Here is a 23,569-nt window from a genome sequence, read left to right on the forward strand (position 1 = left end):
ATACACCCGACGACCTCCTTGGGTCCTCGTTTCGAGCCCGTGGTCCCCATCGCGACCCGGCTCCGTCAAGCCTTCGTCGATCCTGCAACTGCGCGGTCCTTCGACTCGCGTCCCCGGCGGCTCCGCGCCCCGGCGTGCGCCTCGGGGGAAGGGAACGGATTCCGCCAAGCCTCAAACCACCATCGGAAGGGATTCCGCCATGAACCACCGACCCCTCATCGGCATCAACATGGATCTCCGGGATTCGGGCAAGAGCCGTACCCCGCACAGCCTGGCGTCCACGGGCTACTACGACGCCCTGCTGACCGCCGGTGCCCTGCCGATCATGATCCCGCCGTTCACCCGCGAGAGCGACATGCTCCCGATCCTGGACAAGCTCGACGGCGTGGTCCTCACCGGCGGCGACGACCTCGATCCCCGCAAGATGGGCCTGTCGCCCCACCCGTCGGTCAACGTGATGTGCGAGCGTCGCGAGCTGTCCGACCGGCTCCTCTGCAAGCTGGTGCAGCAGGAGAAGATCGCGACGCTGGGGATCGGCCTGGGCATGCAGGAATTGAACGTGGTGGCCGGCGGCGGCCTCTTCGTCCACCTGCCGGAAGACCTGCCCAAGTGCATCCCCCACTACGATCCCCACGGCGGCGCCCACCGGCACACCGTGACGATGCGCCCCCGCACCCGCCTGGCTGAGATCTACGGCCCGGGCGAGGTCCGCGTCAGCAGCTACCACCACATGGGCGTCCGCAAGCTCGCGCCGGGCTTCCGCATCGCCGCCCTCGCCCCCGACGGCCTGATCGAGGCCTACGAGGGCAAGGACGCGAACTGGTGGGTGGTGGGCGTCCAGTGGCACCCGGAGAACGAGGGCCACATCTCGCTCGACATGCAGCTCATCGAGGCCTTCGTCGAGGCCGCCGGCGAGGCCAGGCATTCCGCCACGCACGCCACCCCCGCCCTCGCCCGCGTCGGCTGACGCCTCACGCCGGCGGATCCCAAAACTCCGAGACGGCCTCGCGACCTCCCGACAGGGCGCGAGGCCGTCTCGCGTTTCGAATCCGATCCCGGCGCGCGGGTTGCAACTGGGGCGAACTTCGGGCGGTCGGGGGTTGGACGCCGTCGGTCCCTGCCCTAAGATCGCAACGTTACGAACGTGGACCCGGCCCGGAATCGACGCCGCCGACCGTCGGCCTCGTCGTCCCGAGCCTCGTTCCGCCCGCGGAGACGCCCCAGCCATGACCGATTCGAGAACCGGCGGCGACCGTCCTCGGACGCCGTCCTTCCCACCGCTCGCGGCGATCCTCGTCCTGCTCGCGGCCGCTCCCGCATCGCTGAAGGCCCAAAGTTCGACGGCCCCGGCCCCGGTCGCGGCGTCTCGCATCCACGCCCTCGGCCGGATCGAGCCCGCGACCGGCCTGATCACCATCGGCTCTCGGCCGGGCCAGCGGATCGAAGAGATCAAGGTCGCCGTGGGCGACGACGTGGCCGCCGGTCAGGTCCTGGCCATCCTCGAAGGCCGCACGGAGGCCGAGGCGCAACTGGCGATGGCCGAGCTGAACAAGCGGAAGGCCGACTTCCAGCGGGCCGCGGCGAAGGACAAGCTCAACCTGGAGCGAGCGCAGTTCGACAAGACCCACCCCCCCCGACTGCAGGCGGCGACCAAGGTCGCCGAGCAACTCCGGAAGCTGCTCGACAAGGCCACGCCTCTATACAACCTGGGCTCGCTGGCCCCGGGGGTCGTCGACCGGGCGAAGCTCGAAGAGGAAGGTCGATTTGTCGAACTCGTCGCCAAGACGACTCAGGCCGAGCTCGACAAATCGCTCCTCGAAATCGAGGCCGAACTGACCGCGCAGAAGCGAAAGCTGGAAGACGCGCAGGTCGCGGACGACAACCCGGAGTTCCAACTGGCCGACGCCCAGATCGCGCTGGCGAAGGCGGCGCTGGAGCAGACCCAGGTCGTCGCGCCCCGCGCCGGGAAGGTGCTCGACGTGATCGGCCGCGCGGGCGAGGTCGGCTCGGGACAGCTCCTGGTGATGGGCGACGTCTCGGCGATCGTCGCCGTGGCCGAGGTCTTCCAGACCGACGCGCCCCGCGTGAAGGAGGGGGACGCCGCGACGGTCTCCATCCTCGGCCGGGAGATCCCGGGCAAGGTGACTCACGTCGGCTCGCTGGTCGGGCGGAACCAGGCCGCGAGCCTGGACCCCCGGGCCCTGAAGGACGTCCGCGTCGTGAAGGTTCGCGTGGCGCTCGACGAGCCCGGGCCGGCGTCGCGACTGATCAACATGGAAGCGGAAGTGGCCATCACCCCCGGCGGGGGGGGCTGATCGTGGCGACGTTTCGGTTCGGATTACGCAACCCGCCGCTCGCCTGGCGCAACGTGGCCCACGGCGGCCGTCGGTCGCTCGCCGCGATCTCGGGGGCGGCGTTCTCGCTGACGATGGTCCTGCTCCAGCTCGGATTCCTCCAGGCGGTCCGGATCACGGCCACGAACAATTACGACGTCCTGGATTTCGACGTCCTGCTGACGTCGTCGCGGTACGAGCAGTTCTACGGGCCGGGCTTCCTGCCGCTGGAACGGCTTCGGCAAGCCGAGGGCCTGGACACGGTCGTCGAGGCGACGCCGCTTTATGCGAGCTTCGCCCTCTGGCGATGCCCGCCGAACCCGCTCGACGACCCGCCGGATGACTCCGCGCCGCAGCCGGGGGCGCTCTCGCGCTGGCTCGCCGGGTCGGCCGCCCCCCGCCCGCTCCAGCGCCGGCAGCTTTACGTCCTGGGATTCGACCTGGACCACCCGCCGTTCCACTCCCCGATCCTGGAGTCGATCGAGGCGGACAAGGCGAGGATGCGGGTGCCGAATCGCGTCTTGCTCAACGAGCTGTCCAACGCGGACTTCGGCTGGCAGGTCCGGGACCGCTACCACGACTGGGAGCTGGAGGAGACGGCCGTCGAGGTCGTCGGCGGCTTCCCGATGCTCCGGGGCTTCGCGGCCGATTCGACCGTGCTTTGCTCGGACGACGACTTCGTGCGGATCTGCGGCTACGAGTCGCGCGAGACCACGAATTTCGGGCTCCTCAAGGTCCGGGCCGGGACCGTCGACGAGACCGTCGCCCGGCTTCGGGAGACCCTGCCGCCCGACGTCCGCGTCGAGTCTCGAGCGGCGATCCTGGCGAGCGAGGTCGACCACTGGGTCAACCAGACCTCCACGGGGCAGCTTTTCGCGATCGGCGTGCTGGTCGCCATGGGCGTAGCCGCCGTGGTGGTCTATCAGGTGCTGTCGAACGACGTCCGCGAGCACCTTCCCGAGTATGCGACGCTCCAGGCGATGGGCTATTCGACGCCCCGGCTGGCGGGGATCCTGGTCTTCCAGGCGGTGCTTTACATGCTGATTTCGTTCGCCCTCGCTGTGGTGATCGCATACGTCGTGTACCAGGCGACCGAGACCCTGGCGGGCATCCCGATGTTGCTCACGCGGCGGAACCTGGCGCTGACCTTCGCCCTGGCGGTCGCGGTCGGCGCGGTCACGGGGGCCCTGACGGTGAACCGGCTGCGTGCCGCAGACCCCGCCGACCTGTTCTGAATCGGAATCGCAAACGGAATCCCCGGCGGCCCCGACGGCCGCCCGTCCCCGTCGACGGACCCCCCCGCATGCAACCCGGCCGCAACGTCCACCTGGCCTGGCGGAACCTCACCGAGCACAAGCTCCGGCTGCTCGCGTCGGTCGCCGGCGTCGCGTTCGCCACGACCTTGATGTTCATGGAGAACGGCTTCCGCAAGTCGATCCTGGACAGCATGGTCAACGTGATCGAACGGATCGACGGCCAGGTGGTCATCGTCAGCCGGACCCTCTACACCCTGTCCGTGCCGTTCCCGTTCCCGCTGGAGCGGATCGTTCAGGCGCGGGACGTCCCAGACGTGGCCTCGACCAGCCCGCTCTACACGGTGACGCGGTCGTCCTACTGGCGCAATCCCGAGACGAACGAGGAGGAGCGGATCTGCGTCGTCGGCTACCCGCCGGAGGACGACCTGCTGGACGTCCCCGAGTTGAAGGCGGCCCGCGCACTGTGGAGCCGGCCCAACACGGCGATGGCCGACGAACGGTCGCGCGAGCAGCAGTTCGGCGTCTTTCGGGAGGGCCAGGTCTCCGAACTCTCGGGCCGCCGGTTCGAGATCGTGGGGACGTTCTCGCTGGGGATCAACGTCCAGACCAACGGCAACCTGGTGGTGAGCGATCGGAACATGATGACGGCGTTCCCCGAGCTGGACGGGCCGTCCCTGATGGACCGCAAGGTGCAGGTCGGCGTCGTCCGCATCCGTCCCGGCGCCGACCCCCGCCGGGTGTGCGACGCCCTGACCGCCTCGCTGCCGCCCGACGTCCGGGTGCTCACCCTGGACCAGTTCATCGCCCGCGAGCGCGACTTCTGGGATAAGGTGGCCCCGATCGGCACGGTCTTCTACATCGGCGTGGTCATGGGATTCATCGTCGGGTCGGTGATCTGCTATCAGGTGCTCTACTCCGACGTCAGCGACCGGCTCCCGGAGTTCGCGACGCTCAAGGCGATCGGCTACTCCAACTTCGCGCTCTACCGGGTGGTGATGACGCAGGCCCTGTACCTGGCGCTGCTCGGCTATGCGGCGGGGCTGGTCGTCAGCTTCTTCCTGTTCCAATGGGTCCAGCGGTTGACGGGCTTGCCGATGGACGTCTCGCGGAACAACCCGTACCTGATCCTGGCGCTGACGGTCGCGATGTGCCTGGGCTCCGGACTCTATGCGGCGCGTCGGCTGATCTCGGCGGACCCGGCCCAGCTCTTCGCTTGACCAAAGAATCCGAGGAGGGATCCACATGAGTTCGGCCACGCTCACGACGACCATGACCCGCGCCGTGAACCTGCCCGCCGGCGGCGACGTGGTGATCCGCGCCGTGGGGGTGAACTACGCCTACGGCGCCGGCGACACCCGGACCCAGGTCCTGTTCGACAACCATCTGGAGATCAGCCGGGGCGAGGTCGTGATCATGACCGGGCCGTCGGGCTCCGGGAAGTCCACCCTCCTGACCCTGATCGGCGCCCTCCGCAAGATGCAGTCGGGCTACCTGGAGGTGCTCCACAAGAACCTGTCCAGGGCCGGCGAGGCGGAGCAGGTCGACCTGCGGAAGGACGTGGGGTTCATCTTCCAGCAGCACAACCTGTTCTCCTCGCTCTCGGCGCTCGAGAACGTGCGCATGGCCACGGCGCTGAAGCCGGCGTCGGTCGGAGAGATGAACCGCCGTTGCGTCGACATGCTGACGCGGCTGGGGCTCGGAGACCGCATCCACCACCGGCCCGCCGAACTCTCCGGCGGCCAGAAGCAGCGGGTGGCGATCGCCCGGGCGCTCGTCAACGAGCCCAAGATGGTCCTGGCCGACGAGCCGACCGCCTCGCTCGACGCCGAGTCGAGCGGGGTCGTGCTCGACCTGCTCCGCGGCCTGGCCGACGGCCCGACCCGGACGACGATCCTCCTGGTCACCCACGACCAACGGGTCATCGACAAGGCCGACCGGATCGTCAACATGGTGGGGGGCCGGATCGCCACGAACTCGCTCACCAAGGTCGCCGTGCGGATCGTCCGGGCCCTGGCCGCGTCCCCCTTCCTGGAAGGGCTCGGCGAGGCCACTCTCTCGCGGCTCGCCAACGCCATGACCGTGGAGACCCGCGTCCCGGGCGAGACGATCGTCGCCGAGGGGACGGAGTGCGACCGCTTCTACATCATCGGCTCGGGCGTGGCCGACGCCTACCAGGACGGCCGGTACGAGGAGGAGAAGTGCTACGGCGAGAGCTTCGGCATGATCTCCTCGTACTTCAAGCGGCCGGTCCCTGAGACCGTGACCGCGAGGACCGAGATGGAACTCTACGTCCTGACGAAGGACGACTTCCTGGCGGCGCTGGCCGAGGACCAGTCGTTCGAGACCCGGATCCGCAACCTTCTCGCCGGCGCGTCGTTGGCCGCCCCGCCGCCGGTCCCGACCACCCCCTGACCGCGGCGCGCGTCCGATCGACGCCTTCCGCCCCATTCCCACCTGACCCGAGGGTTCGCTGATGAACCGATCGCCGTTCCAGATCGCCGCCCTGCTCCTGTCGATCGCCTCCCCCACCCTGGCGCTCGCCGCCGAGCCGGTGGCCGTGGGGGTCGCCAAGGTCGACGTGACGCCCACCCACCCCGTGCTGCTCACCGGCTACGGCCATCGCGTCGGCGAGCACGAGGCCGTCGACGCCCCCATCTCGGCCCGGGCGCTGGCCATCGGGGACTCCGATCCCGTGGTCCTCGTCGCCGTTGAGAACTGCGGCGTCCCGGCGCCTGTCGTCGCCGAGGCCCGCCGCCTGATCGCCGAGAAGGGGGGCTTCAACCCGGCCCGACTGGTGGTCGCCTCGACCCATACCCACAACGCGCCCTCGCTCGTCGGCTACGCCCCGCTGATCTGGGAAGGTCGCGAGACGCCCGAGCAGCATGAGCGGGTCGTCGCCTACACGCGATGGCTGACCGACAAGATCGTCGAGGTCGCCCTGGCGGCCGTCCGCGATCGCAAGCCGGCCGAGCTCTCCTGGGGCCAGGGCCGCGCCAAGTTCGGCGGCAACCGCCGCTGGATGAAGGACGGCCAGTGGATCGGGTTCGGGTTCGCCGAGAAGGCCCCGGTCGACCACAGCATGCCCGCGATGTTCGCCCGCCGCGACGGCGAGCTCGTCGCCGTGTGGGCCAACTACGCCTGCCATTGCACCAGCGCCGGGTCCGAGAACCGCGTCGGGGGCGACTGGGCCGGGTTCGCCGCGACCGACATCGAGCAGGACGCCCCGGGCGCCACGGCCCTGATCACCATCGGCTGCGGCGCCGACGTCGGCCCCCAGCCGACCGGCAGCATCGACCTCTCGCGCCGCCACGGCCGCGCCCTCGCCGACGAGGTCGCCCGCCTCGCGAAAACCTCGCTCACCCCCCTCGAGGCCGCCCCGGAGGTCGTCGAGAAGACCATCGAGCTCCCCCTCGAAACGACGTACGACCGCGCCCACTGGGAGAAGGAGGCCCGGCGCGAGGGCTTCGAGGGCCGACACGCCAAACGGATGCTCGCCCAGCTCGACCGCGACGGCAAGCTGCCGTCGGCCGTCCCGTACCCGATCGCGACCTGGCGGTTCGGCGACGACCTGGCGATCGTCTTCCTCCCCGGCGAGGTGACCGTCGACTACGCCGTCCGGCTCAAGCGCGAGATGGACTGGACCCGACTCTGGGTCAACGGCTGGAGCAACGACGTCCCCGGCTACATCCCCTCGCGGCGCATCCTGGCCGAAGGCGGCTATGAGCCCGACTTCTCGCAGATCTACTACGGATGGCCCTCGCGCTACAACCCGGCCGTCGAGGACCTCCTGATCTCGACCGTCGAATCCCTCCTGGGCGACACCTACCAGCGGACGGCCGCGACGCCCGAGCCGGACTTCCTGCTCGTCCCCGAGGCGCTCATCCCGTCGATGAAGAAGTAACCACCCGAGTCGGGCCGTTCACGTCCTTCCCCCACCAGGGGGAAGGCATGATCGCGTCAGCATTCCTTCTCCCATCTGCCCCCTCATCCGGCGTTTGGGATCAGTCCCCCGTGAGCGGTCGGCCCGGCGGCGGGAAGTTTCGGGAGGCGTCGTCGAGGACCAGGATCCAGTCGAGCGCTTCGCCGGGGGCGGGGGGGCCGAATCGACGCTCGCCTTCGTTGGGGAACTCGCCGATCGACTCGGCCTCGCCGGTGCGGGGGTTGAACCACCAGGCGCGGACCTTGGGCCCCTTGACGACGTCCATTCTGACCGAGAACGCCCGGCCGACCGGCGCGTAGATCATGGCGTAGGAGCCGTCGCGGTCGCGGGTGGCGACGAAGCGGTAGCGGCCCGCGCCGGGCACGGAGGTCGGCACGCGATCGGCGACGATCAACGAGTCGTCGGGGATGCGCGAGGCCGTCGGTCGCGACTCGATCAGTCGGCGGCCGTGCTGCATCTGGGCTGCGCCCGGGTCGTCGAGGGCCTCATGCCAGGGGAGGAGCGGGTTGTTGATCGGGGGGCGTCCCGGCTGCCACATCTGCCAGACCGAGTGGTGGCCGTAGGTGTGGCCGCAGGCCCCGGAGAAGAGGTCCCAGTAGAGCGGCCGGCGCACGTCGGCGGCGATCGAGTGGCCGTTGCGATCGGCCTTGAACGAGATCGGATGGGCCTCGTAGAGCGGCTCGCCGTCGATCACCGGCTTCGGGGGCAGGAGGTCGTAATCCGGGCGTGTGTGGTCATACGTGCCGGTGTAGTCGGTATTGTGGCCGTTCTGCCGCATGTTGAACGAGAGCCAGTCCGCGTCGTGGAACCACCGCGACGAGCCCTGGCCGCCCGTCGGATGGAAGCTGATCAGCCTCCGTCCGCCGTCTCCCCGCCGCAGGCCCCGCGCCATGGATTCGATCAAAGCCTTCTGGTCGTCGTTCTCGACGTTGCGGTCGCCGCCGAGGATCCAGATCACCCCCTTGCCGCCGTACCGCCGGCCGAGCCATTCGCCGTACTTCCCGGCGTTCTCGGCGTTGAACAGCGGCTTGCCGTCCTTGATCGGCTCGTGCCAGTAGCGTCCCCAGGTGGGCAAAAATCCGATGGTCAAGCCGAGGGCGTTGGCGCGGTCGACGATGAAGTCGACGTGGTCCCAGTAGTCGTCGCTCGGGCCGTCGCTCACCGCCGGCCGGGCCGGGTCGAGGTCGACCAGGGGGAGATGGCCGTAGGCGTTGGGCGTGGAATGGCCGTCAAGCTCGGCGAGGGCGACGGCCTGGATGACCGTGAACCCCTTGCGGGCGCGGTCGCTCAGGTAGCGCTCGGCCTCCCCGCGGTCGAGGCGGTGGAACAGCTCCCAGGCGGTGTCGCCCAGGTAGAAGAAGGGCTCGCCGTCTTCGGCCAGCAGGAGACGGCCGTCGTCACTGACGCGGGCCGGGAACCTGGACTTCGGCTCGTCGGCCCGAGCGGGGGCGAGGGTGAGGGAAGCCAGCGCGGCGACCAGCAGGATCCTGGGGAGCGGAGTCATGGGCGGTGCTTTCCGGCCCGAGGCCGTGGGAAAGGCGCATGACGAAGGGTCGTCGGACCCCGCCATTTCGGCGCGACCGACGACCCCTCGGTGGTTTCCGCACGTTTTACGCGAACCGGCGGCCGACTTCAAGAACCAGCGGCGAGGGGCTCAAGCTGGACGAGCGAGGTCGTCGCCAGGGCGTGCTTGCGGATGTCCTCGGAGATCCGCATCGAGCAGAACTTGGGGCCGCACATGCTGCAGAAGGCGGCCGTCTTGAAGGCTTCCTGGGGGAGGGTCTCGTCGTGCATCCGACGGGCGGTCTCGGGGTCGAGCGAGAGCCGGAACTGCTCCTCCCAGTCGAAGCTGTAGCGGGCCCGGGAGAGGGCGTCGTCGCGGTCGCGGGCGCCGGGGCGGTGGCGGGCCAGGTCGGCGGCGTGGGCCGCGATCTTGTAGGCGACGACCCCCTGGCGGACGTCCTCGACCTCGGGGAGCCCCAGGTGCTCCTTGGGGGTGACGTAGCAGAGCATGCTCGCGCCGTGCCAGCCGGCGAGGGCCGCGCCGATGGCCGAGGTGATGTGGTCGTACCCCGGCGCGATGTCGGTGACCAGCGGGCCGAGGACGTAGAACGGGGCCTCGCTGCACTCGACGGCCTGCTTCTCCATGTTCATGGCGATCTGGTCCATGGGGATGTGCCCCGGACCCTCCACCATGACCTGGCAGCCACGCTCCCAGCCCCGGCGGGTGAGCTCGCCCAGGGTCTTCAGCTCGGCGAACTGGGCGGCGTCGGAGGCGTCGGCCAGCGAGCCGGGGCGGAGGCTGTCGCCCAGGCTGAAGGAGACGTCGTACTGCCGCATGATGTCGCAGATGTCGTCGAAGCGGGTGTAGAGGGGGTTTTCCTTGTTGTGGGCGATCATCCACTGGGCCATCAGCGAGCCGCCCCGCGAGACGATGCCGGTCAGGCGGTGGGCCGTCAGCGGGATGTAGTCGCGGAGGATGCCGATGTGCAGGGTCATGTAGTCGACCCCCTGCTGGGCCTGGTGCTCGATCATCGCCAGGAGGTCGTCGGCCGTCAGGTCCTCGACCTTCTTGACCTGCTGGATCGCCTGGTACATCGGCACGGTGCCGATGGGGACCTTGCTGGCCTTGATGATCGCCTGGCGGATGTCGTCGATCCGGCCGCCGGTGGAGAGGTCCATCACGGTGTCGGCGCCGAGGTCGACGGCCAGCTTCAGCTTGGCCAGCTCGTTGTCGACGTCGGAGGTGACGGCCGAGTTGCCGATGTTGGCGTTGATCTTGCACTTGGTCTTGATGCCGATGCCCATCGGCTCCAGGCCCAGGCCGAGGTGGACCGTGTTGGCCGGGATGATCATCCGTCCCCGGGCGATTTCCGAGCGGACCGTCTCGGCGTCGAGTCCCTCGCGGCGGGCGACGTGCTCCATCTCGGGGGTGACGACGCCCTTCCGGGCCTGTTCAATCTGCGTCATCGTGCAAGGTCCTCTGAATCACTCGTTTCCGATCCCGGGGGCCGGTCGGTCCGAGTCAGGTCTGCTGATGCGCCCGTCCCAGCCGGGTGACGGGGCGCCCTCCATCGTAGACCGGCATCCCTCGCGCGGTCAATTCGCAGCGGCCCGCCGCATCGGGGCGAGACGACGCGCCGAGGCGGCGGGGGGGCTCGGTTTGGGGATCGTTCCCGCGCCCGAGGCCGGGCTTCGAGACATCTGGGCCAGCCGGAAGCGATGCGGGCCGGGACTCGTCGTCAGGGGGTACTGGTAATACTCGGCCGCCCCGGTGGCGACGTCGATCCGGAAGCCGGGCTCCTCGCGGACGTGGAGACGGGTCCCTTCGGGCGTCGCCTCGATCGAGTCCAGGGTCCAGGATCGTGAGCTGCCGTCGCCGTGCTCCACGAACAGGGTCCGGCCGGCGACCGCGAGGTCCTCCGGCAATTTCCCGGGGGTGAGGAACCAGCCGCGCCCCCGCTCGCTCGATTCGCGGGTCGCGGCGGTGATCGTCCCTCGGAGGCCCTTGTGGGAGACGAGGCGGCCGGCCGCCTCCACGAAGGAGCCGCCGGCCAGGACGACGTCGTCGCCCCGGACCCGCACGGCCAGGCCGTCGGTGGCGACGTACCGGCCGTTGGCGAGCTGGACGCGGACGGGGGTCCCGGCGGTGCGGTTGAAGACCAGATGCTCGGAGCCTTCCGGCGATTCGACGAGCACGACGACGGCCTCCCCGATCGACTCGACCCGGCCGACCCGGTCCAGCGGCGCGAGGCCGGGGACCATCGGTTCGAAGACGGTGACGAAGACCGAGGCCAGGTTTCCGCCGTCCTCGGTGCGCCGACGGACGATCAGGCCGGAGCGGCTCGACGCCGCCTGCGCGGCCTCCGCGCCGGCCGCCGAGACGTCGGCGGAGTCGGCCGTGACGAGCGTCGCGGGCATGTCTCCCAGCAGGTGCAGCTTCAGGGGGGCGGCGGGCGACGGCCCTCCGAGAGAGACCTGGGTGGGGCCGGAGACGGCCGCCTGGAGCCGGGGGCGGAACTCGCCGTAGGCCTGGACGAACCAGCGGCCTTCCTCGGGTCGGGCTTCGGGCAGGAACGTGATCGAAGGGGGCAGGAGGCTCCCCGCCGCCGGCGACGAGGCGGAGTGGGGCCGCCACGCCTCCTTGCGGCCGGGCGCGGCGTGGAAGATCTGGTCGTGCTGGAGCCCGCCGTCCACCTCGAAGATCGACACGGCGTAGGTCCGCTCGGCCGAACGGCTCAAGAGGAAGGTCTGGCGGTATCGGCTCGTCGAGATCGGATAGGCGAAGCGGTCGGCGGCGGTGACCACCTGGAAGTCGGGGTCGGCGGCGAAGAACTTGAAGTCGCTGCCGGGCGTCGGGATCCGCGCGGCCTGGGGCGTCTCGCGCTGGTTGAGGCCGTCGACGACCACCGTGTTGTGGCTGGCGGTGGCCAGGTCCCAGCCGTTGGCCGTGGGGGGCCGCTCGTCCAGGTCGTCGATCAGCGGGACCCCCCCCGCGCTCAGGCGGAAGGCGAGCCGGGGGGAGCGGCGATCGGTCAGCCCGTCCGGGCCTCGAAGCTCGACGTCGAGGGAGTGAGGGCCCTCGCCGGCGGAGAGGAGGGCGAGCCCCGCGCCCCCGAGGAGCATCGGCCGACGCGACGCCTGGTAGCTGGCCTCCACGGGCCAGGAGACGCGCTGGACGTCCTGATCCGGGGGCCGCGAGGGGACCGCCGCGCCGGCGACCCTCGCCAGGTCGATCAGGGGCAGGGTCGACTTGCCGACGACTCCCTTGTCGGCCCCGGCGCCCGCCAGGCCGTCGATCCAGCCGTCGAGCAGGCCGAGCACGCGGCGATGGCCGAGGACGTCGCCGCTCCGCCAGAAGCCGTCGTGGTAGAAGCCGCGGCGGGTGAATTCGTCGATGCGGGCGAGGGCCTCGCGGACCATCGCGTCGCTGCCGACCAGCCGGCCGACGCTGAGGAGGCCCCGGTAGACGTGGAGCGAGTCCTCGGTGTAATCGTCCGGCTGGCGGCTGGACAGCTCGGCCGAGGCGACGAAGAGGTCCTCCTCGATCGTCCGCTTCGGGTCGTCGCATTCGAGCAGGCGGCCGGCCTCGGGCCAGTCGGCCCCGTCGCGGAGGAGGCTGTAGGCGAGCAACAGGTTCATGGGCGTTTCAAGGCTGCCGTTCCACTCCCACTTGCCGGTCTGGAAGCCGCGGCGGTACGGCGGCGGCACGCGGGCCGGGAGCAATTGCTTGGCGATCCCCGGCTGGTCGTTGTGCATCGCGTATTTCGGATAGACCTGGGCGAACCGCAGGATCAGCGCCGCGGCCGCCTGCGCGAGCTTCGGGTCGCGCTCGGCCGGCTTGGATTCCGACCAGCGGACCGCCGCGTACAGGGCGGCCTTGGAAAGGAAGGCGCGGGCCTCGTAGTCGCGCTTGGCGTCCAGGTAGAGGCGTTCGTCGGCGTATCCGGCCTTCTCCAGGACCACGACGTGATAAGGGTAGGCGTGCCAGACGTTCGGCAGCACTTCCACCTTCTCGGTCGGGACGAGGCCGTCGGCCTTGTTGGGGACGGGGAAGGCGGGGCTGGGGAAGGTCCCCTTGCACTTGCGGCACTCGACCACCTTGGGCTGCTCGATCGACCAGGCCAGGGGGTCGTTCCGTTCGGGCTCGCCGCAGGCCGGGCAGGCGCAGAATTTCAGGCCGGACTGCACGGGGACGAGGTCGGCGAGTTCCTTGGGCGACAGCTTCAGCAGGGCCTGGGCCTGCGGCCCCCCCCAGAACCGATCCTGCCATTCCTTGGGGAGCCGGACGGCCCCCAGGGGAGGGTTGGAGGGCGTCGCCTGGGCCTTGGCCTCGACCGGGACCCAGAGGGCCGCAAGCGTCGCGGCGGCGAGCGCGAATCCCAACAGGCCCGAGAGGGCTCGGCGCGGACGTGGCGGTCGGCGATTCATCCGTGAAGGTCTCCGGGATTCGTCGCTCGGGGCGTCGAGCGGGCCGGCGCGGCGGGGCGGTCGGGAGTCAGCCGGCGGGGTCGGGGGGCGTCGAGGGGGCCTCGTCGGGGGCGTCTTCGAGGTCCGTGTCGCGACGATCGGGGTCGAGCCGGAACAGGCGGATTTCGCCCATGACCTCGCCGACCTCGAGCTTGAGGCGGTCGCGGTTGGCGCGCGCTCGGGCGAGCTGCGCGTCGCGGTGCTCCGGGCAGGCCAGGCCGTAGTTCTTCAACTCGCGGCGGGGTCCGTCGCTCCAGAGAGCGCCGGCCTTGTATACGGCCGTCTCCTCGCAGCCGGGCGCGGAACAGACCGGCCGGTAGCGGAAGCGTGTGGGCGGCTCCATCCAGCGGCGCTCCTCTTCGCGGTTCGACCCGGGCTTCGGTCCCGGGCTGGGGTCAGGATACCCCGGAGGCGCTTTCAGGGCAACGGCGACCAGGGCCGCAGGGCGGGATGGGACGAGGTGAGGCGGGCTGGACGCAAAAGGGAAAGGGAGGGGGAGAGGGGAAGCAGAAGGAGAAGGAGAAGGGACGGAAGCCGGCGTCACCGGCTGATCTGGCGAGGGTCGCTCTCGGTGCCGTCGAAGATGGTGGTGATGAACGTCTTCTTGCGGATGGTGGCGAGGAGGGCCCGGCGCTCGTGCTCGGTCTTCTCGGCCTGGAGGACGCGGCGGATCTTGTCTTGCAGCTCGGCGAACGAGGCGGGGCCGCCCGCGCGTCGAGATTCGACGCGGACGATATGGAAGCTCGAAGGTCCTTCGATGACGTCGCTGGCGGCGTTCAGGGGGAGCGACTCGATGGCCTGGTTCACCTCGGCCACGATGTAACTGCCCGGCGCGGTCTCCATCAGGCCGCCGTCGGCCTTGATCCGGCTCGGGCCCTCGCTCTCGGCGGCGGCCAGGGCGGCGAAGTCCTCGCCCTTGCGGAGGCGCAGGAGCAGGGCGTCGATCTTGGCGCGGGCCTCGGCGGGCGAGGCGTGGCGCGCCTTGTCGACCAGGATCTCGCGCCAGACGATCGCGGCGGAGCGGAGGTTTTCCTTGTCGTTGACGTGCTTGTTGTAGTACTCCAGCATCTCCGGGAGGCCGACGGCGATCTTGCCGCTCAGCTTCTGCTGCATGAAGACGTGGGCGAGGAACTCCTGCCGGAAGGTGTGCTTCATGGCGTCGAGCGACCGCCCCGCCTCCTCGAGCTTCCGCTTGAGCTGGGTCTCGTCCTCGGCGAAGTTCTGGCGGAGCAGGGGAGAGAGCTCCTCGTCTCGCCAGTACTTGTCGGCGGCGTCCTGGAGGCGGGTGATCTGCTTCTCGTCCTTGAGCTGGTGCTTGGCCTCCTGGATCAGCAGGGTGCGCTCGATGAGGGAGGCCAGGACGTACTTGGCGATCGTGTTCTGCTCCTCGCGCGAGAGCTGTCCGGGCTTGCCCCCCTGCTTGCGGATGACTTCCTTGACGGCCGCGACCAGCTCGCGGAGCGTGATGACCTCGTCGCCGACGCGGGCCGCGGCGCGGCCCGCCTCCTTCCAGTTGGCGTCGTCGACGACGTCGACCGCGGGGGCGGTCGTCGTCGCGGAGACCTGACGGACGGCGCCGTCGCGAGGCGCGGACCGGCGCAACGCCGTGGGCGGAGCCGCCGGCTCCGGCGCGGCGGGTTCGAGTGGGGGGCCGGGGCCAGGGCCGGACCCTCTTCGGCTGGAGCCGGAGCCGGGGCCGGGGCTGGCTCGGGGGCCGGAGCGGCCTTGGGCTTCTCCTCGATCGCCGGCATCAACTCGGGACTCGGCCCCAGCAACGGATCGCCTTCGGGCTCGGCCGGAGCGGGAGCGGGAGCCGGGGTGGGCGCCGGAGCCGGGGCGGGCGCCGGCGCGTCGGCGGCTTCGGGAGCGGGGACGTCGATCGCCGGCATCAGCTCGGGGCTCGGCCCCAGCAGGGGATCGCCTTCGGGCTCGGCGAGGGCGGCGGCGGCGGCAGCGACGGGAGCCGGCGTCGGCGTCGGCGTCGGCGTGGGATCGGCTTCGAGGGCCGGGGGGAGCGGCGGCGCGTCATCGGCCGCGACCGGGAGTTCGGCCGGCGCGAAGCCTTCGGCGGGCTCGGCCGTCGGGGCCGTCGCAAGCTCGCGCGGCGGATCGCTCCATCGGGTTTGCGAAGCGGCGGGGACGGCGGCGGCGGGACGGCCGTCCGACGCGGCCACCTTGGGCGCGAGGCCCGTCTCGGGCCGCTTCGAGATCAACGGGTGGCCCGACCAGTTTGGGTTGGCCGGGTCGGGGAGCGTGGTCTTCGCCACGGACGGCGCCGTCCCCCGGTTGATCGTGTCGTGGATCGACGGCACCGCCTCCATCCCGACCGGCCCGTCCGCCGTCTCGGGCAGCCGCGCGGATCGCGATTGCGCGCAGCCGCCGACCGCGATTCCGACCAGGGCGACTGCGAGGATCTGTCTCTTCATGCTTCCGTCTCCATCCTTGGAGAGCCGCAGCCCCGGCGCGCGGTGCGGACGGGCTCGTCCGCCGGACCTCGACGGCCCGGCTCGCGACGGCCGATCGCCACGCGTCGCCTCCACAAATCGGCTCGCTCCGAAGCCGGCCCCGCGAGATAGGTCCGGGGTCGCGTCGGATTCCGTCGGGATCGTCGAATCGAGGACGAGGGGTACGCGGAATCCCGCGCAGCGCAAGATAGCGGAATCCCGATTCCGGGCAAGGTCGATCGGCGGGCCGCCTCGCGATTCGCGACGGCCCGCCGATCGGCTCGTTTCGGGGAGGCGGCGGGATCAGACCCGCCAGGCCTCGCGGAAGGGGCGGGTGCGCAGGCCGTTCGCCTCGTCGTCGTTCACGAAGGCTTCCTTCACCGGGTCGAATTCGAGCTTTCGACCCAGGATCCAGGAGGAAGCGGCGGCGTGGCAGGCGATGTGCGATCGCCGCATGACCTCGGCGTTGGCCGCCGGCTTCTCGCGAGACTTGATGCAGTCCAGCCAGTTCCGCGCGTGGGCGCCCACGTCGAGTCCGCTGTCGTGGCCGCCGGAGGGGAGGTCCTTGATCTTGGATTTGAGCCCGCCGGGCTGGATCTCGACGCCGCCGTTGTCGCCGGTCTCGACCCAACCCTCCTCGCCGACGAACCGGACCGGGCAGGTGCCCAGCGAGGTGATCCAGCCGGTGCGCTCGCCGAACGGGGTCTTGAGGAAGTCGAGGATCAGTTCCACGCCGTTGGCGTATCGGGCCGTGATCCGGGTCTCGGACGGCTCGAACGAGATCGGCGTGGTGGCGTCGGCGTCGTTCGCCCACTGGCAGAGGTCGACGGTGTGCGCGCCCCAGTCCAGGAGTCTGGCGCCGGAGTCGAAGTCGTACTGCCCGCGCCATCGGCCCTCGACGTAGGCGTGGTTGTAGGGCCGCCAGGGGGCGGGGCCGAGCCAGAGGTCCCAGTCGACCACGTTGCGGTCGGGCGTGGGCTCGCCGGGGAGCCACTGGGTCTCGATCGAGGGGGTGTAGACCGAGGCGTAGAGGGTCTTCAGCTTGCCGAGCTTCCCGGACCGCGCGAGGTCCACGGCGAACCGGAAGTTCGGCACGCTCCGGCGCTGGGTCCCGGCCTGGAAGACCCGGCCGGTCTCCCGGATCGCGTCGGCGAGCTTCTGGCAGAGCTCGATGGTCAGTCCGCAGGGCTTCTCGCTGTAGACGTCCTTGCCGGCGCGGGCGGCCAGGATCGAGGCGTGGGCGTGCCAGCGGTCGCCGGTGGCGATGAGCACGGCGTCCACGTCCTTCCGGTCGAGGACCTCGCGGAAGTCGTGGAGCGACGCGCAGGCTTGGTCGCCGTAGTGCTCGTCGACCCGGGCCTTGGCCGCGTCGCGCCGCTTGGCCTGGACGTCGCAGACGGCGACGCAACGGACGTCCTTCTGGGCGAGCATCGGCCCCAGGTCGTACGTGCATCGCGGGCCGTAGCCGATCACCCCGAGGCCGATCCGCTCGCTCGGCGCGACCGCGCCCCCCTTGCCCAGCGCGCTCGCGGGGACGATGGTCGGGAAGCTCGCGGCGGCCCCCCAGGTCGCGGCCGTCGTCAGGAAGCCTCGACGGCTGGAACCGGACCTGGCGTTCACGTCGTTGGTCATTCTCGGGTCCTCGGCGGCTAGGGAAGGGGGACCGTCCTCGCACTCCGCCGACTTTAGCCCGCCCGGGCCGCCCGATCAACGCCCCGCATCGCCCGCTTGACGCGGCCCCGGTCGGCCCTTAAGTTCGATGACTTCTGTCAGAGATCGGCTCCGAGGCTCGTGCGGAGGCTTGCGATGCGCCAGGTGACTCTCGGTTTGCGGCTCGCGGGCTTCTCCCTCCTGGCGGGCTTCGGGCTCGCCGGGGTGGCGAGGGCCGAGGATGGGTCGGTCGTGGTGTACTCGGCGCTCGACCGCGAGTTCTCGGACCCGATCCTCAAGGACCTGGCCGGGCGTGAGGGCCTGAAGCTGCGGCCCAAGTACGACGTCGAGAGCACGAAGACGGTCGGCCTGGTGAATGCGATCGTGGCGGAGTCGGTCAACACTCGCTGCGACCTGTTCTGGAACAATGAGATCCTGAACACGATCCGGCTCAAGCGGAAGGGGCTCTTGAAGCCCTTCCAGCCCTCCGCCGCCGGCGACGTTCCCGCGACGTTCAAGGACCCGGACGGCACCTGGTATGGGTTCGCGGCCCGGGCGCGGGTGCTGATCGTCAACACCCGGTTCGTCCCCAAACCCGAGCGTCCGCGGGGGATCGCCGACCTGGCCTCGTTCCGCTGGAACGGCAGGGTGGGGATCGCCAAGCCCCTCTTCGGCACCACCGCGACCCACGCCGCCTGCCTCTTCGCCGCCTGGGGCGACGCCAAGGCCAGGGACTACTTCAAGAGCCTGAAAGCGAACGACGTCCGAGTCCTCGCCGGGAATCGCCAGGTCGCCGCGGCGGTCGCCTCGGGCCAGCTCGCCTTCGGGCTGACCGACACCGACGACGCCATGCTGGAGGTCGAGGCCGGCGCGCCCGTCGAGATCATCTACCCGGACCGCGAGCCCGGCGGCCTCGGGACCCTGTTCATCCCCAACACGCTCGCGTTCGTCAAGGACGCCCCCCACCCCGAGGCCGCCCGCAAGCTGGCCGACGCGATCCTCTCCTCCGAGGTCGAGAACCGCCTGGCCGACGGCCCGAGCGCCCAGATCCCCCTCCTCAAGTCCGCCACCCGGCCCGCCCGCGTCGAGACCCCGGCCACCATCCCCGCCATGCAGGTCGACTTCCAGGCCGCCGCCGACGCCTGGGACCGCGCCGCCGCCTTCCTGGCCCAGGAGTTCGCCGACTGACCGACCGGGCCCCCCGAATTGGCTTCGATCGCGGCGGCCCGAAATCGAAGCCGTTCGACTTAAGAGTCTTATAGGAAAAGGTTTAAGGTGTAGGATTCGGCTTCGCTCGGCGATTTTCGCTAGTTCCGTGTCCCCGATTCGACTGCCGGGAGGGCCGCCGCCTCGGGCCTCCTCCGGTCGGCATCCGAATCGGCTTCCCGGCCTCGGGGGCTCGGCGCGGGCCGGAATCGGCTTCGTAAATTGGGTTCGATCGCCGGCGCCCGCGTGCCTGGGGTTCGTTGTAAGTCTATTTGCATTCGGGTTTTGTCGCTCGCGCCGGTCGCTGGAAATTGGCTTCGTTCGCGCACTTTTGATGAGTCCCGCGCACCTGGATTCGCGCCGTGGGCTGGGATCGCGTCGACCGGCGGGTCGGGGAGGGGCGGCGATCGACGCAATCCCTCAAGGGTAAGGATGCACATTCCTCGGCGACTGCGAATCCGGGGCCGGGAGCCGACTGGTAAGGATCGGCGCGGAGTTCGCGGCTTTACCGGACGATCGGCGACGGCCCCGGCCTGTCGTAATTGCTCAGGAACGTGGGGACCGAGACGCCGACCGAGGGGAGGGAGTTCCAGCTTCTCATCCCCGGTCGGGTCTGGACCATGTAGGCCCAGTGGCCGACCTGGGCGCCGGACGACGTGAGCGTGAACATCTGGTTCTCCATCGTCCACTGGCCATGCTTGCGGGTCATCTGGCCGTAACCCTGGACGACGTTCTCCGACGACGAGAACGACAGGAGCAGCCGACCTTGCGGGGTCACCGTGCCCACCAGGGCCGAGCTGGTGGGCTCGCCCGACCCCAACTGCGAGACGGTCTCGCCCCAGAAGTAGCCGTTTCGATAGCCGCTGATGTGATAGACCGTCTGGTCGAGCACCGGGACGAGGGCGCCCGAAGCCGGATCGAAGATCGTCGCCGAGAGGTTGGGCGTCGGCACGTACCAGGTGGTGTCGGCCAGCCAGGACCACCGTCCGGCGGTGACCCTCGGGGCCGCGACATGCCGGGCCGAGGCGATCTCCGCCGCTCGATTCGCGATCGGGGCCCTGGGCGTCGTGGAAAGGAGCAGGCGACCTTCAAGCGACTCCAGGGCGAGCCGAGGCCGACGCCGACGGGGAGGGGAATCCAGCATGGTCGTTGTTCTCGCGTGGAAGGGGCCGGGCGGCGGACTCGGCCCCGAGATGCGACTTCGCGATGCCCGACGAGGCGCGGAGGGATTCCGATCCGCCTCGATGACAATCTAGAGCATCGAACGTCGACGTGCGGAGCAAACGCCCGGAAATTCCCAATCGCGCCGGAACGATCCGACCATGTAGGACGCAGCCCGGCCTCTCGGTCGGGGATACCCCATGAGCGGGCGGAGCGGAACGGTCCTCCCCCTCGCGTGGGAAGACAGCCGCGAGCACCCTCGGGATTCGCAGTCCGGCCGCCTGAAGCGCCGATGGTTTCCGTGCTCAATATTCGTCTTCCCCCCTCGCGGGGGAAGACAGACCCCGCAGGGGTCAGATGAGGGGGAGGACCAGCACGGGAACCGCCGGGATTCGCGATCCGGCCGCCCGAGTTAACTCCGACGGTTCTCCTGCTCGTCCCCCCCCATCCGTCCCTGCGGGCCACCTTCCCCCGCGAGGGGGGAAGGACGTGACGACGGGGAGGACGAACACGAACGCCGTCGGAATCCGCAGTCCGGCCGCTTGAAACGCCGGCGGTTTCCGTGCTCGTCCCCCGTCATCCGGCCCTGCGGGCCACCTTCCCCCGCGAGGGGGGAAGGACTTGATGATTCCGGACGCCCCTGCCGACGGTTTTCGTTCTCGTCGCCCTCCCGCGAAGGGAGAACGATGAATGTGTGCTCGCCTCTCAATGTTCTTGACGGAGCAGGGCGGGGGCCACGTCTACTTTTTCATCAGTTCGATGAGCTCGTCGAGCTTCTCTTCGACGGCCTTGATGCGGTGTCGCGCGGTCCTGTCCTCCGAATCGATGTGCACCATGCCGTATTCGACGTGGTAGTCGAGCCCCAGCCCGTTCAGGCCGCTTTCGAGGGCCGCGCCGATGGTCAGGCCGCCGACCGCCTGGACCGGCGAGGTCAGCGTGACGTCCGCTTTGGAGAGGCCCACCGGATCGACGTGGATGCCGATTCCCGAGTCGTCGCCGGTCGCCGTTTTGGCCTTGATGATTTTCAGGAGGTCTTCGAGGGGTGTCCCGTCCGGGATCTCGAAATCCCTCGGCCGGCGCAGGGCGTCCCGGGCCGCCTTCCCCCTGGCCGCGACCTGTTCGGGGGCGGGCCTGTTCTTCAACAGTTCCCTGATGTGTTCACGTTGCTCGGCCGGCAGGTCGTCCCCGGCTTTCACGATCGGGGCAGGCGCGGGCGGGTTCGCAGGTCGTTCCGCCTTCTCCGTCCCTGCCTGCTGGGCGAGCACGACGGAGCCGACGAGGCCGAGGGCCGCCAGCGAGGCGAGGGCGAGGGGCTTCCAGGATGAGAGGCTCATGGCGAGGATCGCTCCTTTCGCGAGCGAGGAGACCGAGCCGGGGAGGGACGAGAGCGAGCCGGCGGCGGCCTGGGCCAGCACGGTTTCGACGAGGCCGGCGGGCGGCCCCGCGAGGGCGAGCGATCCCGGCGCGGCGACGCCTCGCCGCGCCAGCCGAGCTTCGAGCCGCTTTCGGCCGCGGTGCAGTCGACCGCGCAGGGCGGGCTCGGAGATGTCGAGCGCCCGCGCGGCCTGCTCGTAAGAGAGCCCTTCCAGGCCGCAGAGGATGATCGGGCATCGATAGCGTTCGGGGAGCCGGTCGATCTCGGCGTGGATCGGGGCGGTCGCGTCCGGGGCCGGGTCGCGGGCGGCGTGGCTCGATAGGGACTCAGGATCGACGGGCCGGACGCGGGCCGATCGGCGGGCCGAACGTCGCCGCGCCCGCCGCGCGACCCGGAGCGCGACGCCGTGCAGCCAGGGGCCCAGGGAATCGGCCTTGCGGATCTCGTCGGCCCGGCGGATCAGGACCAGGAAGACGGCCTGGAACGCGTCTTCCGCCTCGCCCCGGTCCGGGACCAGGCCGCGGCAGACCGCGAGGACCATCGGCCCGTGCCGCTCGACCAAAACGCGGAACGCCTCGCCGGAGCCGACCGAGCGGGAACGGTAGAGTTCCAGCAGGCGGGCGTCGGATCGCTCGCCGAGGACGCCCAGGGTCAGCAGCACGCCCAGGGGGTCGGCGGGCGTCGTTCGGGTCGGGGTCGTCACGATCCGGGCCTCCTCCTCTCCATCCGGTCGAATCCACCTATAGTGCCCGCCGGGGGGCGATCCTCGCGCGGATTCCTCGAGATTTCGGCAAAACTCTTTCGATACGCCCATGACGGCTGTTACAGTCGTACGAGGTTGGTTCGCGTCGAGTCCGATCAACTTTCCAGGAGGTCGCCATGAGGATGACGGGGGCCGGATCGTCGGGACGAACGCTGGCGGTCGTCGCGTTCGGGGGCGTGCTGCTCGCGGGGTTCGCCGTCGGGGCGGACGGACCGGGCGGGAAGGAGTCGATCTATGACGCCAAGGCCGACGCTCGCGCGGGGGTCGAGAAGGCGGTCGCGCAGGCGAAGAAGGACGGCAAGCGCGTCTTGCTGATGTTCGGCGGCGACTGGTGCGGCTGGTGCCACAAGCTGCACACGCTGTTTCGCGAGAACGGCGAGATCGCGCGCCTGCTCGCCTACGAGTACGCGCTCGTGATGATCGACACCGAGGCCCCGAACGCCCAGGAGTACCTGAAAGAGGCTTCGAAGGGGCAGGACGGGGTCGGCTATCCGTTCCTCGCCGTGCTCGACGCCGACGGCAAGCTCCTCGTGGGCCAGAAGACCGACCCGCTGGAAGAGGGCGACCATCACGACCCGGAGAAGGTCAAGGCGTTCCTTGACAAGTGGAAGGTCGAGCCGAAGGACGCCGAGGCCGTGGTGAAGGACGCCCTGGCGCAGGCCTCGGCCGGTGACAAGCGCGTCCTCCTGACCTTCGGCGCGCCGTGGTGCGGCTGGTGCCACCGGCTCGAAGACTACCTGGCCCGGCCCGAGATCGCCGGGGCCCTCGCCGACGACCTCGTCGTCGCCAAGGTCGACATCGACCGCATGACCCACGGCCAGGAGGTGATGAAGCGTTATCGCCCGGAAGCCTCCGGCGGCATCCCCTGGTACGTCGTCCTCGACGCCAAGGGCGAGGCCCACGGCACGGCCGACGCCGACTTCGGCAACATCGGCTACCCGTTCGAGCCCAAGGAGATCGACGCCTTCCTGAAGCTCCTCGACTCCCAGCGCAAGCTGGAGCCCGCGCAGCTCGACACCCTCCGCAAGGGTCTCGAATCGGCCGCCGAGGCCATCAAGGCCGAGCAGGCGAAGCGCCGGGCCGAGACGGTCAAGAAGGCGGGCTGATCCGGCTCGAGCCCTCCTCCTCATCCTCCCCCGAAGGCGGTCATGATGAGGAGGAGTTCATGTCAGGGCGTGAGGATCAGGTGGTCGGCACCTTCTGGCCAGAATTCCTGACCCGCCAGAGCCGCACCAGGTCGATCAGCAGTCCGGCTGAGGGGACCGCGACGACGCACAACCAGAATCCGAAGCCGCGGAGCGACCGATCGTCGCCGAAGGCTGCGAAGATCGCGGCGATCGCGAGATAAGGGATCGAGCAGAAGCCGAGACGGACGGCCGTGCGCCGGAGGATGTCGCGGGAGCTTCGAGGAGGCAGGAGGTCGGCCGGGCGCAGTCCGAACAGGTTTCGCCGCTGGGGGTTCATGGACGGG

17 protein-coding genes are annotated in these 23,569 nt (G+C 70.1%); 8 read left to right on the top strand and 9 right to left on the bottom strand.

The window, feature by feature from the left end; genetic code table 11:
- Positions 1–199 precede the first annotated feature (199 nt).
- The 6 genes from VT85_RS04870 to VT85_RS04895 all read left to right on the top strand — a co-directional run bounded on the left by VT85_RS04870 (position 200) and on the right by VT85_RS04895 (position 7,490).
- Positions 200–967, top strand: a complete 768-nt coding sequence (locus VT85_RS04870) for a gamma-glutamyl-gamma-aminobutyrate hydrolase family protein (protein ID WP_068411337.1) — start codon at positions 200–202, stop codon at positions 965–967.
- A gap of 259 nt (positions 968–1,226) precedes the next feature.
- Positions 1,227–2,315: an HlyD family efflux transporter periplasmic adaptor subunit gene (locus tag VT85_RS04875; RefSeq protein ID WP_068411347.1), complete on the top strand. Its 1,089-nt coding sequence runs from the start codon at positions 1,227–1,229 to the stop codon at positions 2,313–2,315.
- Between the two features lie 2 nt (positions 2,316–2,317).
- The gene (locus VT85_RS04880; RefSeq protein WP_068411365.1) at positions 2,318–3,568 is read left to right on the top strand and encodes an FtsX-like permease family protein; all 1,251 of its coding nucleotides are present in this window, start codon (positions 2,318–2,320) and stop codon (positions 3,566–3,568) included.
- A gap of 68 nt (positions 3,569–3,636) precedes the next feature.
- Positions 3,637–4,806, top strand: a complete 1,170-nt coding sequence (gene devC / locus VT85_RS04885) for an ABC transporter permease DevC (RefSeq protein WP_068411367.1) — start codon at positions 3,637–3,639, stop codon at positions 4,804–4,806.
- A 25-nt stretch (positions 4,807–4,831) separates the two neighbouring features.
- Positions 4,832–6,001: an ATP-binding cassette domain-containing protein gene (locus VT85_RS28265; RefSeq protein ID WP_197491094.1), complete on the top strand. Its 1,170-nt coding sequence runs from the start codon at positions 4,832–4,834 to the stop codon at positions 5,999–6,001.
- A 61-nt stretch (positions 6,002–6,062) separates the two neighbouring features.
- On the top strand, positions 6,063–7,490 hold the full coding sequence (locus VT85_RS04895; protein WP_068411370.1) for a neutral/alkaline non-lysosomal ceramidase N-terminal domain-containing protein: 1,428 nt from the start codon (positions 6,063–6,065) through the stop codon (positions 7,488–7,490).
- Positions 7,491–7,590: 100 nt separating this feature from the next.
- On the opposite strand, the gene VT85_RS04900 is transcribed toward VT85_RS04895, so the two are convergent.
- The 6 genes from VT85_RS04900 to VT85_RS04925 all read right to left on the bottom strand — a co-directional run bounded on the left by VT85_RS04900 (position 7,591) and on the right by VT85_RS04925 (position 17,575).
- Positions 7,591–9,033, bottom strand: coding sequence for a glycoside hydrolase family 140 protein (locus VT85_RS04900; protein WP_082858363.1), 1,443 nt, complete (start codon positions 9,031–9,033; stop codon positions 7,591–7,593).
- Between the two features lie 128 nt (positions 9,034–9,161).
- On the bottom strand, positions 9,162–10,499 hold the full coding sequence (thiC, locus tag VT85_RS04905) for a phosphomethylpyrimidine synthase ThiC (RefSeq protein WP_068411373.1): 1,338 nt from the start codon (positions 10,497–10,499) through the stop codon (positions 9,162–9,164).
- Positions 10,500–10,628: 129 nt separating this feature from the next.
- Complete coding sequence (locus VT85_RS04910; RefSeq protein ID WP_068411376.1) at positions 10,629–13,460, bottom strand: hypothetical protein; 2,832 nt, start codon at positions 13,458–13,460, stop codon at positions 10,629–10,631.
- A gap of 67 nt (positions 13,461–13,527) precedes the next feature.
- A complete protein-coding gene (locus VT85_RS04915) occupies positions 13,528–13,842 on the bottom strand; it encodes a hypothetical protein (protein WP_068411379.1) in 315 nt (104 codons plus the stop codon).
- 197 nt (positions 13,843–14,039) lie between these two features.
- Positions 14,040–15,101, bottom strand: a complete 1,062-nt coding sequence (locus VT85_RS04920; RefSeq protein WP_068411382.1) for a peptidylprolyl isomerase — start codon at positions 15,099–15,101, stop codon at positions 14,040–14,042.
- Between the two features lie 1,145 nt (positions 15,102–16,246).
- On the bottom strand, positions 16,247–17,575 hold the full coding sequence (locus VT85_RS04925; protein WP_068411385.1) for a Gfo/Idh/MocA family protein: 1,329 nt from the start codon (positions 17,573–17,575) through the stop codon (positions 16,247–16,249).
- A 174-nt stretch (positions 17,576–17,749) separates the two neighbouring features.
- On the opposite strand from VT85_RS04925, the gene VT85_RS04930 reads away from it, so the two are divergent.
- Complete coding sequence (locus VT85_RS04930; protein WP_068411390.1) at positions 17,750–18,781, top strand: extracellular solute-binding protein; 1,032 nt, start codon at positions 17,750–17,752, stop codon at positions 18,779–18,781.
- Between the two features lie 523 nt (positions 18,782–19,304).
- Here the strand turns inward: VT85_RS04930 and VT85_RS04935 are convergent.
- Together VT85_RS04935 and VT85_RS04940 are read right to left on the bottom strand one after the other, a co-directional pair.
- Positions 19,305–19,943, bottom strand: coding sequence for a hypothetical protein (locus tag VT85_RS04935; protein ID WP_068411393.1), 639 nt, complete (start codon positions 19,941–19,943; stop codon positions 19,305–19,307).
- Positions 19,944–20,700: 757 nt separating this feature from the next.
- On the bottom strand, positions 20,701–22,038 hold the full coding sequence (locus tag VT85_RS04940) for an RNA polymerase sigma factor (protein WP_068411398.1): 1,338 nt from the start codon (positions 22,036–22,038) through the stop codon (positions 20,701–20,703).
- A gap of 176 nt (positions 22,039–22,214) precedes the next feature.
- On the opposite strand from VT85_RS04940, the gene VT85_RS04945 reads away from it, so the two are divergent.
- Positions 22,215–23,204, top strand: a complete 990-nt coding sequence (locus tag VT85_RS04945) for a thioredoxin family protein (RefSeq protein ID WP_068411401.1) — start codon at positions 22,215–22,217, stop codon at positions 23,202–23,204.
- A 76-nt stretch (positions 23,205–23,280) separates the two neighbouring features.
- Here VT85_RS04945 and VT85_RS04950 read toward each other — a convergent pair whose 3' ends face one another.
- The gene (locus VT85_RS04950; protein WP_068411404.1) at positions 23,281–23,562 is read right to left on the bottom strand and encodes a hypothetical protein; all 282 of its coding nucleotides are present in this window, start codon (positions 23,560–23,562) and stop codon (positions 23,281–23,283) included.
- Positions 23,563–23,569 lie beyond the last annotated feature (7 nt).

It is taken from the genome of Planctomyces sp. SH-PL62, from assembly GCF_001610895.1.
GTDB lineage: Bacteria > Planctomycetota > Planctomycetia > Isosphaerales > Isosphaeraceae > Paludisphaera.

What these genes read in the sequence shown, in the direction of transcription:
- VT85_RS04870 (WP_068411337.1), top strand. Translation starts at nt 200, where the DNA reads ATGAACCACCGACCCCTCATCGGCATCAACATGGATCTCCGGGATTCG.
- VT85_RS04875 (WP_068411347.1), top strand. Translation starts at nt 1,227, where the DNA reads ATGACCGATTCGAGAACCGGCGGCGACCGTCCTCGGACGCCGTCCTTC.
- devC (WP_068411367.1), top strand. Translation starts at nt 3,637, where the DNA reads ATGCAACCCGGCCGCAACGTCCACCTGGCCTGGCGGAACCTCACCGAG.
- VT85_RS28265 (WP_197491094.1), top strand. Translation starts at nt 4,832, where the DNA reads ATGAGTTCGGCCACGCTCACGACGACCATGACCCGCGCCGTGAACCTG.
- VT85_RS04895 (WP_068411370.1), top strand. Translation starts at nt 6,063, where the DNA reads ATGAACCGATCGCCGTTCCAGATCGCCGCCCTGCTCCTGTCGATCGCC.
- VT85_RS04900 (WP_082858363.1), bottom strand. Translation starts at nt 9,033, where the DNA reads ATGACTCCGCTCCCCAGGATCCTGCTGGTCGCCGCGCTGGCTTCCCTC.
- thiC (WP_068411373.1), bottom strand. Translation starts at nt 10,499, where the DNA reads ATGACGCAGATTGAACAGGCCCGGAAGGGCGTCGTCACCCCCGAGATG.
- VT85_RS04910 (WP_068411376.1), bottom strand. Translation starts at nt 13,460, where the DNA reads ATGAATCGCCGACCGCCACGTCCGCGCCGAGCCCTCTCGGGCCTGTTG.
- VT85_RS04915 (WP_068411379.1), bottom strand. Translation starts at nt 13,842, where the DNA reads ATGGAGCCGCCCACACGCTTCCGCTACCGGCCGGTCTGTTCCGCGCCC.
- VT85_RS04925 (WP_068411385.1), bottom strand. Translation starts at nt 17,575, where the DNA reads ATGACCAACGACGTGAACGCCAGGTCCGGTTCCAGCCGTCGAGGCTTC.
- VT85_RS04930 (WP_068411390.1), top strand. Translation starts at nt 17,750, where the DNA reads ATGCGCCAGGTGACTCTCGGTTTGCGGCTCGCGGGCTTCTCCCTCCTG.
- VT85_RS04935 (WP_068411393.1), bottom strand. Translation starts at nt 19,943, where the DNA reads ATGCTGGATTCCCCTCCCCGTCGGCGTCGGCCTCGGCTCGCCCTGGAG.
- VT85_RS04945 (WP_068411401.1), top strand. Translation starts at nt 22,215, where the DNA reads ATGAGGATGACGGGGGCCGGATCGTCGGGACGAACGCTGGCGGTCGTC.
- VT85_RS04950 (WP_068411404.1), bottom strand. Translation starts at nt 23,562, where the DNA reads ATGAACCCCCAGCGGCGAAACCTGTTCGGACTGCGCCCGGCCGACCTC.